This is a genomic window from Meridianimaribacter flavus, assembly GCF_004366715.1.
Classification (GTDB): domain Bacteria; phylum Bacteroidota; class Bacteroidia; order Flavobacteriales; family Flavobacteriaceae; genus Gaetbulibacter_B; species Gaetbulibacter_B jejuensis.
In genome coordinates this window covers 241,811-255,917 of sequence record NZ_SOQZ01000004.1, presented here as the reverse complement: position 1 = coordinate 255,917, position 14,107 = coordinate 241,811, and the positions used below count along the sequence as shown (strand labels likewise).

The following is a 14,107-nucleotide window of genomic DNA, read 5'->3' as shown; positions in this document are numbered from 1 at the left end:
ATTTTAGTTTGTCTTGATGCATCCAAAAATTTTAATTTTAAATAACAAGCATTTTACTTAAACATAAAACTTATAATTTATGCAATTACTAGGAATAGGTTCTAGAATAAACCACAACGAGTACGGAAAAGGTGTAGTGACCAATGTTACATCAAAACACTATTGGGTAACTTTTATTGAAAACGGGTTAGAAACTATTGATATCGATAGTGAATTTGAAGTTATAGAGCTTTGCGAAGATGATGTTGATACTATTAGTTTTTCTGAAGTTGAAAGTAGCTTGGTGCAAATTTTAAAACGTTGGAGTGATGTAAGTGAAGTAGTGCCAATTGCTGATAAATGGAAAGGCGGTAAACTTGTTATGGAACCTGGAGATACAAGTTTACAAGGAAAAGAGTTACCAATAGATACTTTTTTTCATAAGATAACAATGGTGCGTGATAGATTGCGTGTTATGGAACAAAAAATTAACTCCAGTAAAAACCTTGATGAGCAAGAGAAAATAGACTTACAACAATACATCACCAGGAGTTATGGTAGTTTAACAACCTTTAATGTGCTTTTTAAATTAAAATCACAACAGTTTGTTGGTCAAAAAGGAGGTTAATTAATTACTAAGATTTTTTTTTGAATGCTTTTTTGATAAGGTAAATACTAATAGCAATCGGTATAACAATGCATATAACTATAGAGGAAGTAGTGTAATTGCTTCCTACTGCATTAAAACTTCTTAAAAAGTCTGCAGATGCATCAAACAATTGATTTGAAAATTCTGAAAAACTTTTAACGCTTAATAGTGTAATTACTACAATGAGTGTAAATGCATTTTTTAAGTAATGACGTTTTATAATCTTATCAATAAGTATGCACCAAAACAAAGGAATAATAATATACCAAATAATAATGTTTACCTCTTTGTAGCTAAATCCTGTGAGGTTTGAGATAAAAATAAGAACATCATAAACCAGATTGAATATTTTCTTTAGCATTTACTTGGTGCCTTTAACATCTTGAAGTTCCATCCCAAAAAACATAAACTTATGAAAGGTTGGTAGCTTTGCACCACTTTCGGTAGTTGTCCAGTCTTTCCAAGAGAGCTCTACACCATCAAAAGGGAGTTTATTATTCCACATTTTAAAACTGGTAGGCATTCCGTTAGTGTCTAGTTGCCATAAATAAGTATCATCAGGTTGGTAGTTTACAAGTAATTCTTGTTTTCCGTTTACATTAACTACACTACGTGTAACACCTTCATCAAAGACTCTGTATGGTGCAACTAACCAAAATGAGTCTTCACTAAAATATGTATGGGCTTCAGCAATCAAGTTTTTAGCTTGTTCGCCTTCAACTTTAAAATTATGAACGTAAGCTTTACTGCTGTTTAGCTCATTAAGTTTTAAATCAACTTTGTATTCTTCCCAATAAACAGTACAAGAATGTTCGCTCTTTTTCCATTTATAATGCCTACGTTTTTTATAGGTCCATTCAATATACTTCGTGTTTTTATAGGCTTCATAATCAAGAGCAGTTAGCATTTTTTTTGCTAAAGCGTCAGCTTGCTCATTTTGTGTGCCAACAGGAAGGTCTTCATCATATTTAAAATGCAGATATCCAAAAAGCAAAAGGCTAGGTAGAGTAATAAAAATGATTACTCCAGCAACTATTTTTAATATCTTTTTAGATGACATATATTAATTTTTGAAAGGTTAAGTTAAGCGATTTTTTTAATTGCTATTCAATTGTACGTTGACTATTAAATTATTTCGATTAAAAGCCATCAGCAGTATCATCTCCTCGATGATCAGCACCAGCTTCTAAGGTGCCATCATCTAACACTAAAATAGCATCTACTCTTGCGGTAATAGGAGGTGCTTCTTCATTGATAGGATAACCGCTTTTTTGAAGTTGTTGTTTAAGTTCATCAGGAAAACGGTTAACTTCCATTCTAATTTCATCAGGTAACCATTGATGGTGAAAACGAGGAGCATCTACAGCTTGTTGCATTGTCATCCCAAATTCCTCAACATTTAATATAGTTTGCAATACTGATGTAATAATGGTTGATCCTCCTGGAGTTCCAAGTACCATGTGTAATTCGCCTTCTTTTTCAACAATTGTAGGTGTCATAGCGCTTAACATGCGTTTTTGTGGTGCAATACTATTGGCTTCAGCACCAATAAGTCCATACACATTAGGAACTCCTGGTTTGCTGCTAAAATCGTCCATTTCATTATTAAGAAAAAAACCTAGTTCATCAACATACAGTTTTGAACCATAAGCACCATTGAGTGTTGTTGTAACAGATACAGCATTCCCAAATTGATCTACAATAGAATAGTGCGTGGTTTGGTCACTTTCATAACCTGGAATTATTCCGTAAGATAGAGAATCGGAAATGGTAGGATTCTTAAATGAAAAATCACTCATGCGCTCTTGTAAGTATACATCACTCAACAAATGATTGGTTGGAATATCTACAAAATCAGGATCACCTAAATAAAAACTACGGTCAGCATAAGCACGACGTTCTGCTTCAACAATTACTTTAATAGCTTTTAACGAATTATGTCCATACTGTTGAATGTCGAAAGGCTCAATCATTTTCATAATCTGCGCTAAACAAATACCACCACTCGAAGGTGGAGACATAGAAACTACTTTAATGTCTTTGTAGTTAAAAGCAATTGGATCTCGCCATTTAGCTTCATAGAGTTCTAAATCTTCAAGTGTTATAATCCCACCTTTTTGACTTAAAAAATCAACCAAGTGTTGCGCTGTTTCACCTTTATAAAACTCATCTTTTCCTTTGCTGGCTATACGTTTTAAAGTTTTAGCAAGTTTAAGGTTTTTGATGGTGTCATTAGCTTTAGTGTGTTTTGAAAACAGTATTTCTTTTTCATTTACAGCATTAAAAATACTGTCATATTCTGTAAAGCGTTGTTGCTGTTTTTCAGTAATTACAAAACCATTATTTGCTAAGTCAATTACAGGCTGAAGGATTTCAGTAACAGGTAAAAAACCAAATTTTTCGTGAGCCGCAAAGATGCCTGCTATAGTACCAGGAACTCCAACCGCAAAAGCGCCAACTGTACTTATGTCTTTTATAACATTACCTTCTTCATCAAGATACATGTTTTTTGTTGCTGCTAAAGGAGCTTTTTCTCTATAATCCAAAGCGCCAAAAGTGCCATCTTTGAGTCTGTAAACCATAAATCCGCCACCTCCAAGGTTCCCTGCATAAGGATATGTTACAGCCAAAGCCATTTCAGTAGCCATCATAGCATCAAATGCATTACCTCCTTTTTTTAAAATATCTGTTCCTATTTTTGAAGCTTCAGCTCTTGCCGAAACTACCATAGCTTTTGAAGTGATTAAACCTCTTTGCGTTTTGGGTTGGGTTTGTTTCTTAGAGTTTTCGTTACAAGAAATTAAAGTGATACAGAAGAGTGAGAACAGAATGAGTTTTTTCATTTATGCTGAAATGTTTTTGTTATGTCTATTCGTTTTTGTTTGGTAAAGGCTCTTAATTCTTCAAAAAAAGAAGTGAATTCATTTTCAAACTCAGCGTAGTATTGCTTAAGTTCGTTAGTAGCAGTGTTCATACCAGAAATGTTTTTAGTACGACGGTTCATACCATCCAAAACACGTTGTATACCTTCAATTTTAGCATAACTCAACAACCAGTTGTCAGCTATCATGTGCGGTAACATTCGCTGTGTGCGATTGGGAAGCATTTCAAAATTAGCTTCTAACGAATCATAAAACTGTTCAACATAAACTTCTAAAGGAACATTGGAATAGTCTTTCCAGTTTTTTGCCAAAAAATGATCGTACAAAATATCAACTATTACACCACTGTAATGACTGTAGTTTTTATGCAAGCGTTTTGTGCTCTGTCTTACAATAGGATGTGCGTCAGTATATGTGTCAATTTCGCGATGTAGTAGAATGCCTATTTGAACATCAACTGGGAATTTTTTATACGATTTTCCTCTAATGCCATCAGCAATAAAATTACCAATAGTTACAAATTCGTTGTCTCCAGAAAGGTATATATGAGCTAGAAAATTCATAGGTCGAATTTACGAATTACGATTTTAGGTTTACGGTTTTGAAATGGTATATTTGCTAAAAATAAGAATAAATTCATGACACTTATAAAATCTATTTCAGGAATACGAGGTACAATTGGCGGACAAGTTGGTGAAAACTTAACACCTATTGATGCTGTGAAATTTGCTTCGGCTTATGGTACGTGGTTAAAACAACAACGCCAAAAAGAAAATTATAGAGTAGTAGTTGGTAGAGATGCTAGAATTTCAGGTGAAATGATACAGAACTTAGTAATGAACACTTTGGTAGGTTTAGGAATTCATGTTATAGATTTAGGCTTGTCCACAACACCAACGGTTGAGGTTGCTGTACCTATGGAGCATGCTGATGGAGGCATCATTTTAACCGCAAGTCATAATCCAAAACAATGGAATGCCTTAAAGTTGTTGAATGCTAAGGGTGAATTTTTGAATGGTGCGGAAGGTGCTAAGATTTTAGAAATTGCTGAAAATGATAGCATGACTTTTTCTGATGTTGATAGTTTAGGAAAAATCACAAAAAACCAAGCGTATATTGATATGCACATTGATGAGGTTTTAAATTTACCTTTGGTAGATAAAAAAGCCATAGAATCGGCTAACTTTAAAGTGGTAGTTGATGGTGTAAATTCTACAGGAGGTATTGCAATTCCGTTATTGTTAGACCGATTGGGAGTGCATACCGTAAAACTATATTGCGAACCTAACGGACAATTTCCGCATAATCCAGAACCTTTAAAGGAGCATTTAACCGACTTATCAGAAGCTGTTGTAAAAGAACGTGCAGATTTAGGAATAGTGGTAGATCCTGATGTTGACCGTTTAGCCTTTATGGATGAAAATGGCGACATGTTTGGAGAAGAATACACCCTTGTAGCTTGTGCAGATTATGTGTTGAGCAAAACTCCGGGAAATACTGTGAGCAATATGAGTTCTACAAGAGCATTACGTGACATTACTGAAAAGCATGGAGGAACTTATGAAGCTAGTGCAGTAGGAGAGGTGAACGTTGTGGAGCTTATGAAAAAAAATAATGCCATTATAGGTGGAGAAGGTAATGGAGGAATCATTTATCCTGAGTTACATTATGGTCGTGATGCTTTAGTTGGGATTGCGTTGTTTTTAAGTTTGTTGGCACAAAAGAAAAAGATGCGAGTAAGTGAGTTAAAGGCAACTTATCCTTTGTATTATATGAGCAAAAAGAAAATAGAATTAACTCCAGAGTTGGATGTTGATGGTATTTTAAAGCATATGGAAGCTAAGTATAGCCTTGAAAAACTTACCACTATTGATGGTGTAAAAATTGATTTCAGTAATAGTTGGGTGCATTTAAGAAAGAGTAATACTGAGCCTATTATAAGAATTTACACCGAAGCGCCTTCTCAAGAAGAAGCTGATACTTTAGCAGATAAAATCATTTCAGAAATTAAAGCTATTAGTAATTAGTAAAAGAACTTCCGTAGAAAAATTAGTAACTTTATCTTTTAAATCACAGACTTATGCTGACGACTGAAATGACTCATAACACCACTGAATTAGAACAGTATTTTCAACAATTCAGACAGCATATTATAGGAATTGACCAAGAGTTTCAATCGCCTTTTGGAACTCAAAAAATCATATATACCGACTGGACTGCTTCCGGACGTTTGTACAGACCTATTGAAAACAAAATAGCCAATGATTTTGGACCTTTTGTAGCCAATACACATACCGAAACCACTGTGTCAGGTACAGCAATGACTAAAGCGTACCATAAAGCACGTCAAATTATAAAGCAACATGTTAATACCAATGAAGACGATGTGTTGATTGTATGTGGTAGTGGAATGACTGATGCTGTAAATAAGTTTCAACGTATTTTAGGTTTGAAAGTGCCTGAAAACCTTAAGAGTTACACTGCTGTTCCTGACGAAATGAAACCAGTTGTTTTTATCACGCATATGGAACATCACTCTAATCAAACATCATGGTTAGAGACCATCGCAAAGGTTGAGGTAATTCCACCAGGAGAAGAAGGATTATTCAGTTTAGAAAATCTTGAAAAATTACTACATCAATATAAAGATAGAACCTTAAAAATAGCTTCGGTAGTTGGAGGTTCTAATGTTACAGGAATTGAAACACCATATCACGATATTGCAAAACTGATGCATCAACATGGAGGCGTTTGTTTTGTGGATTTTGCTTGTTCAGCACCTTATGTAGATATTGATATGCATCCTAAAGACGAAGCAAAAGCCTTAGATGCTATTTTCTTTTCACCTCATAAGTTTTTGGGTGGACCAGGAACTTCAGGTGTGTTGATTTTCAATAAGAAATTGTATAAAAATATGATTCCTGATTGTCCAGGAGGAGGTACTGTAAGTTGGACTAATCCTTGGGGAGAACATAAGTATTTTGATAATATTGAAGATAGAGAAGATGGTGGAACACCAGGTTTCCTTCAAACCATTAAAACTGCTTTAGCGATTAAATTGAAGGAGCAAATGGGAGTTGACAATATGTTAAAGCGAGAGCATGAGCTATTGACTACGCTTTTTAATGAATTGGGCAATGTTGAACACTTAAATATTTTAGCAGGTCAACATGAAGAAAGACTAGGCGTATTTTCGTTTTATATTGATGATTTACACTATAATTTAGGCGTAAAGCTACTTAATGATCGTTTTGGAATTCAAACACGTGGAGGCTGCAGTTGTGCAGGAACTTATGGACATTATTTGTTGCATGTAGATTATGATACTTCTCACGAGTTAACTCAAGAAATTTCATTGGGAGAGCTAACGCGAAAACCAGGTTGGATACGACTTTCTATTCACCCAACAACAACAACTGAAGAAGTAAATTATGTTTGCGAAAGCTTAAAAGCATTGGTAGCAAACCATAAGGTTTGGGCAGAAGATTACAACTACAATAAGATGACTAATGAGTTTATTCATAAGAACGCGACAAACTCAAATAATACACCAATTGACGATTGGTTTAAGTTGTAATTATAAAAACTTTTCAGGCACTTTGTCTCTATGTTTCCAACGTTTGTGAGTCCATAGGTAATACTCTGGAGCTTCATAGATTTGTTGTTCTACAAGCTTTAAAAAGATATCAGTGATTTCGTAGTCTTTATATTCTTTTGGATTTAGTGTAATAGTTTCAAAAGTGGTTTCATAATATCCACGTTTTAGCTTTTTCACTTTAAAAAATACTACAGCCATATCTAGTTTTTTAGCTAGCATTTCAGCTCCAGTATATACAGGTACTTTTAAGCCCATAAATTCATTCCAGTGAAATGCTTTACTAGGCTTAGGTGATTGGTCTGATACAAATCCGTTTATCGTTAAAATCCCTTTTCGTTTTAAGTCAATAAGCGTTGGTACAGTCTCTTTAGTAGTGATAAGGTAGCTGTTGTATTTGGCACGAATACGTTTTACTAATCGGTCAAAATATTTATTAGCTAATCTCTTGTAGACAGCATTTCCTCTATATTTTACATAAGTTTGAAGAATAAATATCCACTCCCAACTCCCATAATGAGCACACATTAAAATGATACTTTTATTTTGCTCTTCAATAGCTTTTATAACATCGATATTAGTAAAGGTGAAGCGTTTTTTCATTTCAGCTTCAGATATGGTCATGGACTTAATAGATTCCACAATCATGTCGCATAAGTGGTGGTAAAAAACTTTGGTAATTCTATTAATTTCTTCTTTTGATTTATCAGGAAATACTAATCGAAGATTTTCTTTTACAGTCTTTTTTCGGTAACCAAAAATGCGAAAGACAAAAAGATATACAAAATCAGAAAATGCATACAATAGTCTGAATGGTAAAATAGAAATAAGCCATAAAAAGGGATAAACCAGAATGTAAACTAGAAATTGCATTTTTTAGTATTAGATTTGCATCAGCAAATATATGTTATATTCTATTTAAACGTTTACAGTTTATGGGTAATTTAAGTTTAGTTACAATTGTTATTATTGCTGCCAATGTTATTATTTCTTTTAAAGGACTTAATGATTATGGCTTTTTTGAGCGCTATAAATTTAATGTAGGAAGTATAAAACGAGGAGAACAAATACGCATGTTTAGTTCTGGGTTTTTACATGTAGATACAATGCACTTGTTTTTTAATATGTTTACCCTATACTTTTTTGCCGATGTTGTTATTGCTTATTTAGGCAGTTTAAACTTTATTATAGTATATATTGCCAGTTTAATTTTAGGTAGCTTACTCTCTTTATATTTTCATAAAGATGAATATTATTACAGTGCAGTAGGAGCAAGTGGAGCTGTTACTGGTGTGTTATATTCTGCAATATTATTGGAGCCTAATATGGGACTTTATATGTTTTTTGTTCCAATTCCAATACCTGGATATATTTTTGGGATTGGGTATCTTTTATATTCTATATACGGAATGAAAAACAGAATAGGAAATATAGGACACGATGCGCATTTTGGTGGAGCAGTAGGAGGCTATATTGTAACTCTAATGCTGGCACCTTGGTTGTTTGAAACCAATTTGTTATTTGTAGGTTTATTAGCTGTGCCAATACTTATTTTATTTGTGATGCATAAAACAGGAAAGTTATAAAAACAAAAAAGCCTTCAATTATGAAGACTTTTTTGTTTTAGTGCTTGTGTGTTGTTAATCTAATAATTCAGCAATTTTATTTTCTAAAGCTGGACCTCTGAGGTTTTTTGCTATAATTGTTCCTTCTTCATCTAAAATGTAAGTTGCAGGAATAGAATTAATCGCATATTGTTTAGCTACAGGATCGTTAAAATAAGCTAGGTTAGATACATGATGCCAAGTTAATTTGTCTTTTTCAATAGCACTTAACCATCTGTCTTTTTGACCTTGCTTATCTAAAGACACACCAATAATTTCAAGACCTTTGTCGTGGTATTTTTCGTAGACTTTTACCACATTAGGGTTTTCTCTTCTGCAAGGTCCACACCATGAAGCCCAAAAGTCGATAATAGTTACTTTTCCTCTCATATCTTTTAAGGCAAGCATTTTTCCATCTGGGTCTGGTGCTGAAAACTCAGGAGCAGCTTTTCCTATTTCAAGGTTTGCTAAACGTTCTTTTTCTTGTTTTTTGGTTATTATTCTAGTGTTAACTCTCATTCCGTAGATTGATTGTTTAATGTCACTTTCAAGATTGTTAAATGCATTGCTGAGTTTGTCTAAATCGGTATTGTTACCTCCTAATAACGATTCAATCAATACTAAAGAGAAGAAGTTGTCATTGTTTTTGTTTATGAACTCAAAAGGATAGCTCATCATTTCGTTAGTGAGCTTGTCTAGATCTTCTTTGATTAGTTTAGTTTTTGCAGAATCTGTACCTCTTTCAGCTTGTCTATGATTCATGCTTAAAGTTCTGCGTTTTTGAGAAAGCTCTTTTACTTTAAGATTATATTCTTCAAAGGCTTTATTGGACTTTGTTCCTGATACTTTAGTAGTATGCATACTGTCCTTTTCAACCTGTATGTTTATAACTCCATTTTCAATCATAAAAGGTTTGCTTCCAGGAACGCTATTTACTTGTAAGAACCACATTTGAGGGTTTTCAATTTTGCCTTCAAACTTAAATTTCTCATCTACAATTATAGCTGTGTCCTTAAACATTTCTTTTCCTTTGTCATCTCTAGATTTTAAGTACACTCTAATACCATTTAAAACCCCTTTGGCAGTTCCGTTTACTACATATCCATCAGGCTTTTCGGTAGTTTCACAAGCAGTTAGTAATAAGCTTACTAATAGAAAACCAAGTATTTTTTTCATTTTATATTCTTTTTAAAGTTGCACAAATATACTAATGAATATAGGAGAATGTCAATGGTTTTTTCTTAATAAAATCCTAAAGAAACTAGGTTCAATTAGTGAGTACTAGTAATTTTACAATACTTTTGTTAAAAATTATATCAAAGATGTTTCATCAAGATACTATTGTAGCTTTGGCAACACCATCAGGGAGTGGTGCAATAGCTATTATACGACTTTCTGGAAAGGACGCTATAGCAATAGCAGATAGTTGTTTTCAATCAGTAAAAAACAATAAGTCACTTAAAGACCAAACGACACATACCATACATTTAGGACATATTGTAGAGGATAAACGAGTGTATGATGAAGTATTAGTTTCGGTATTTAAAAATCCAAACTCTTATACAGGAGAAGACGTGGTTGAAGTGTCTTGTCATGGTTCAGCCTATATACAACAGGAGATTATTCAATTATTTCTTAGAAAAGGCTGTCGAATGGCTAATGCAGGTGAGTTTACGCTACGTGCCTTTTTAAATGGAAAACTTGATTTGAGTCAAGCAGAAGCTGTTGCAGACCTAATAGCTAGTGATAACGAAGCGTCTCATCAAATTGCTATGCAACAAATGCGAGGTGGTTTTTCGAGTGAGATTGCAAAGTTGAGAGAAGAGCTTTTAAATTTTGCATCTTTAATTGAGTTAGAGCTTGATTTTGCTGAAGAAGATGTTGAGTTTGCAGATCGTACACAGTTTAAAAGTTTAGTTGACCGTATTGTATTTGTGTTAAAACGTTTGATAGACTCGTTTGCTGTTGGAAATGTCATCAAAAACGGAATTCCTGTAGCTATTGTTGGTGAACCAAACGTTGGAAAATCTACTTTATTGAACGCGCTATTGAATGAAGAGCGTGCTATTGTGAGTGATATTGCAGGTACTACAAGAGATACTATAGAGGATGAGCTATCTATAGGAGGTATTGGGTTTCGATTTATAGATACTGCAGGTATAAGAGAAACAGAAGATGTTGTTGAAAGTATTGGAATTAAAAAGACTTTTGAAAAGATTGAACAATCTCAAGTCACAATCTACCTCTTTGACAGTACAAAAGGGATTACTGATTTAAAATCGATACAAATAGAACTTGAAAAAATAAAAAATAAGTACCCTCAAAAACCTTTGCTTATTATTGCCAACAAGATAGATTTACTTGATGATAGCCAACTTGCTACATTACAGCAACAGATTGAAGGCGTGCAGTTACTCTCAGCAAAAACAGGTTTTGGTGTGGAGCAATTAACCGATTCGTTATTGAATTTAATTAATACAGGTGCTTTACGTAATAATGAAACTATTGTAACTAACACTCGTCATTATGATGCTCTTTTAAAGGCTTTTGAGGAGGTTCAGAAAGTGAAGTATGGACTAGACTCTGGGCTTTCAGGAGATTTATTGGCTATTGATATACGACAAACGCTTTACCACTTTGGTGAGATTACAGGTGAGATTACTAATGATGACCTACTTGGTAATATTTTTGCTAATTTCTGTATCGGGAAGTAACTTACTTTCTTTTGTTTGTTAATGTATTGATTTTATTGACTTTATGAGTTTTTATCTTCTTTTTTTTGTTGCTTTTTTGCTCTTTTTTAACTAAATTTGTTGTATATCTGTTGCCTTAAATATGGATTTGTTGCCCAAATCTGTTGGCTAAAAGATTGGCGAAATGATGCACCATATTGCCCCACGTTGCACCATAACGCTACATAAAGCACCATTTATGAGCAGTAATTTATACATCCCAAAAATCTGTAAACATTGCGGTAATGCTTTTACAGCACGCACAACAGTAACTAAATACTGTGGTGATACTTGCGCTAAAAAGGCCTATAAGGCACGTAAGCGTAAAGAAAAAGTACAAGCTACTCTCACAAAGGATATGCAGCAGCAAAAGGAAGCTGTTCAAGTTCCAAACCTCAACATGGTAAATAATAAAGATTTTTTAAGCGTTACTGAAGCCTCACAATTGATTGGTGTAAGTAGATGGACCATTCAAAGAATGATTCAACAAGGACGTTTAAAAGCAGTCCCTTTTGGAAGAAAACGTATTGTAGCCAGATGGCAAATAGAAAACCTCTTTAATTAGCACCCTATGAAAGTAACATTAAGACAACGCAAAAAGAATGATAAAATAAGTCTGTATTTAGATTACTATCATAAAGGAAAACGCAAAACCGAGTATTTACGCTTATACCTTACGCCTAATCCTAAAACTAAAACCGAAAGAGAGGTTAACAAGAAAACCAAGCAATTAGCAGAAACCATTTGCGCACAACGCCAAATAGAAATACAAAATGGTATTTATGGCTTTCAGGATATAGAGAAATTAAAGGGTAGTTTTATTACTTATGTTACAGCTTTAGCGGAAAAGAAAAATACCAGCTCTGGCAACTATGGGAATTGGAACAGTATGCTAAAACATTTGAAAACCTTTTGTCCTACAGATGTTAGTTTTCAAGATTTGGATAAATCATTTGTTGAGCGTTTCAAAGAGTATTTAGACAAAGATGCTATGGCAAGAGCAGGTAAAAAATTGTCTCAAAACTCTAAATATTCATACTATGGTAAGTTTTGCGCAGCTTTAAAGCAAGCGGTTAAGGATGGTATTTTAAAAGTTAATCCTGCTAATGGTGTGGATTATTTCAAACAAGGAGAACCTCAACGAGAATTTTTAACGCTTGATGAATTACAAAAAGCAGTTAACACAGAATGTGAATTACCATTATTAAAAAATGCGTTTATATTTTCAGCCCTTACCGGATTACGTTGGTCAGATATTGAAAAATTGTTGTGGTCAGAAATCCAACACTCTAAAGAAATGGGTTATTACATACGTTTCAGACAAAAGAAAACCAAAGGAGCAGAAACTTTGCCAATATCAGAACAAGCAAGAGAATTATTAGGTGAAGCAGGAAAACCCGAAGCAAAAGTTTTTGAAGGCTTACATTATAGTGCTTGGTCAAATCTAAAATTGCAACAATGGATGTTAAAAGCAGGTATTACTAAAAATATTACTTTTCATTGTGCGCGTCATACCTATGCCACTTTACAATTAACTTTGGGTACAGATATTTACACAGTATCAAAATTATTAGGACATAAAGAATTGAGAACAACACAGATTTATGCAAAGGTAATTGATGATAAAAAGAAAGAAGCTGCTAACCGTATTCAATTGGATTTATAATGAAAGGAAATGTGTTTGCAAGTTTGGTGTCGATTACCAACGGATTACATAGAGACGATAGATCAGAACGAGAATTTAACATTCTGAACTCTGAATTAAATGAAACACCAAAAGCTGATAATGCGGTTTTTAAAGTAAACTTTAAAAGACCTTTAAACAGTAAAAAAGAATATTACTTTAAGCTGATTTCAAATGACACTGAAACTGAATTAGCAGCATTAAAATCCCAATTCCCAAAAGATGCTACGGAACCCGAAAACAAGTATAACTATACCGTACAATTTAATAAGTTCAATAAGTACTTAAAGGATATTGCCACCTACATTAAAAAGCAGTCTATAAGTAACGATTTAGGCAATGATGCCGATTATATCATCAATTACTTAAAAGCATCGGCAATTCGCCTGTACATCGAATTACAAGAGCAATACGGACAATTTTCAGATACTGGGTTATTCTCAATTCAAGAAATAGCAGAAAAGTATTTTAATGATACTGATTTTGATACTTCAGTATTTGTAAAATTAGAAGTAGATAAAAAAGAGGTAGTTAAAAAGCCATCTAAACCGAAAAGCAAACAAAAAACCTCATTTGGATATTTAAAAGATGATTCTGAATGGTTGTCTAAAATATTGAGCAGGCTTCAATTAAGTATTGATTTACTTGATGCAAAAACAGATGTTAAAGACTTGCATAATTTATTAGTGGCTAAAGATTTTAAAGGTTTTCAAAAGAAAATCTATTTAGATTGTAAAACAACCGAGTTTAAATATGTTGTTAAACGGTTGCAGCCACATTTCAAAAATATGACACCCACTTTAATTGAATCTACGGGTTTATTTTATACAAAATTGGGTAAACCATTGACAGCTCAAAATCTTTATACCAAAAGTAAAGCACCTCTAAAAAAGGAAACCATTGATAATATCTTCAAACAAATACAATAAAAAACAATGAGATTATTTAGAAATCTCATTGTATTCTCACACTCATATAAAAC

General features: G+C 33.4%; 14 protein-coding genes. 8 read left to right on the top strand and 6 right to left on the bottom strand.

Annotation, left to right across the window (positions count from 1 at the left end; all coding sequences use genetic code 11):
- Nucleotides 1-79: 79 nt before the first annotated feature.
- Entirely contained in the window at nucleotides 80-607 is a 528-nt protein-coding gene (locus tag A8975_RS10165; RefSeq protein ID WP_134200261.1) for a hypothetical protein, read from the top strand.
- A gap of 7 nt (nucleotides 608-614) precedes the next feature.
- Here the strand turns inward: A8975_RS10165 and A8975_RS10160 are convergent, their stop codons facing one another.
- The 4 genes from A8975_RS10160 to A8975_RS10145 all read right to left on the bottom strand — a co-directional run bounded on the left by A8975_RS10160 (nucleotide 615) and on the right by A8975_RS10145 (nucleotide 4,073).
- Nucleotides 615-989, bottom strand: coding sequence for a hypothetical protein (locus A8975_RS10160; protein ID WP_134200259.1), 375 nt, complete (start codon nucleotides 987-989; stop codon nucleotides 615-617).
- Nucleotides 990-1,688, bottom strand: a complete 699-nt coding sequence (locus tag A8975_RS10155; RefSeq protein WP_134200258.1) for a hypothetical protein — start codon at nucleotides 1,686-1,688, stop codon at nucleotides 990-992.
- A gap of 79 nt (nucleotides 1,689-1,767) precedes the next feature.
- Nucleotides 1,768-3,471, bottom strand: a complete 1,704-nt coding sequence (ggt, locus tag A8975_RS10150) for a gamma-glutamyltransferase (RefSeq protein WP_134200256.1) — start codon at nucleotides 3,469-3,471, stop codon at nucleotides 1,768-1,770.
- On the bottom strand, nucleotides 3,468-4,073 hold the full coding sequence (locus tag A8975_RS10145; RefSeq protein ID WP_134200254.1) for an ACP phosphodiesterase: 606 nt from the start codon (nucleotides 4,071-4,073) through the stop codon (nucleotides 3,468-3,470). The genes ggt and A8975_RS10145 overlap by 4 nt, the downstream gene beginning before the upstream one ends.
- A 75-nt stretch (nucleotides 4,074-4,148) precedes the next feature.
- Between A8975_RS10145 and glmM the strand changes: the two genes are divergently transcribed.
- Complete coding sequence (glmM, locus tag A8975_RS10140) at nucleotides 4,149-5,537, top strand: phosphoglucosamine mutase (RefSeq protein ID WP_134200252.1); 1,389 nt, start codon at nucleotides 4,149-4,151, stop codon at nucleotides 5,535-5,537.
- A gap of 53 nt (nucleotides 5,538-5,590) precedes the next feature.
- Complete coding sequence (locus tag A8975_RS10135) at nucleotides 5,591-7,087, top strand: aminotransferase class V-fold PLP-dependent enzyme (protein ID WP_134200250.1); 1,497 nt, start codon at nucleotides 5,591-5,593, stop codon at nucleotides 7,085-7,087.
- On the opposite strand, the gene A8975_RS10130 is transcribed toward A8975_RS10135, so the two are convergent.
- Nucleotides 7,088-7,978 (bottom strand): lysophospholipid acyltransferase family protein, encoded by an 891-nt coding sequence (locus tag A8975_RS10130; protein WP_131507536.1) that lies wholly within the window; start codon nucleotides 7,976-7,978, stop codon nucleotides 7,088-7,090.
- A gap of 62 nt (nucleotides 7,979-8,040) precedes the next feature.
- Between A8975_RS10130 and A8975_RS10125 the strand changes: the two genes are divergently transcribed.
- Nucleotides 8,041-8,691 (top strand): rhomboid family intramembrane serine protease, encoded by a 651-nt coding sequence (locus tag A8975_RS10125; RefSeq protein ID WP_129760598.1) that lies wholly within the window; start codon nucleotides 8,041-8,043, stop codon nucleotides 8,689-8,691.
- Nucleotides 8,692-8,745: 54 nt separating this feature from the next.
- On the opposite strand, the gene A8975_RS10120 is transcribed toward A8975_RS10125, so the two are convergent.
- Nucleotides 8,746-9,885: a TlpA disulfide reductase family protein gene (locus tag A8975_RS10120; protein WP_131507534.1), complete on the bottom strand. Its 1,140-nt coding sequence runs from the start codon at nucleotides 9,883-9,885 to the stop codon at nucleotides 8,746-8,748.
- A 146-nt stretch (nucleotides 9,886-10,031) separates the two neighbouring features.
- Between A8975_RS10120 and mnmE the strand changes: the two genes are divergently transcribed.
- From mnmE to A8975_RS10100, 4 genes are all read left to right on the top strand, one after another.
- A complete protein-coding gene (gene mnmE, locus A8975_RS10115) occupies nucleotides 10,032-11,423 on the top strand; it encodes a tRNA uridine-5-carboxymethylaminomethyl(34) synthesis GTPase MnmE (RefSeq protein WP_134200248.1) in 1,392 nt (463 codons plus the stop codon).
- 163 nt (nucleotides 11,424-11,586) lie between these two features.
- Nucleotides 11,587-12,006, top strand: coding sequence for a helix-turn-helix domain-containing protein (locus A8975_RS10110; protein WP_243832978.1), 420 nt, complete (start codon nucleotides 11,587-11,589; stop codon nucleotides 12,004-12,006).
- Nucleotides 12,007-12,012: 6 nt separating this feature from the next.
- The gene (locus A8975_RS10105) at nucleotides 12,013-13,107 is read left to right on the top strand and encodes a site-specific integrase (RefSeq protein WP_134200246.1); all 1,095 of its coding nucleotides are present in this window, start codon (nucleotides 12,013-12,015) and stop codon (nucleotides 13,105-13,107) included.
- Complete coding sequence (locus A8975_RS10100) at nucleotides 13,107-14,054, top strand: DUF6617 family protein (RefSeq protein ID WP_134200244.1); 948 nt, start codon at nucleotides 13,107-13,109, stop codon at nucleotides 14,052-14,054. Before A8975_RS10105 ends, A8975_RS10100 begins: the two co-directional genes overlap by 1 nt.
- Nucleotides 14,055-14,107 lie beyond the last annotated feature (53 nt).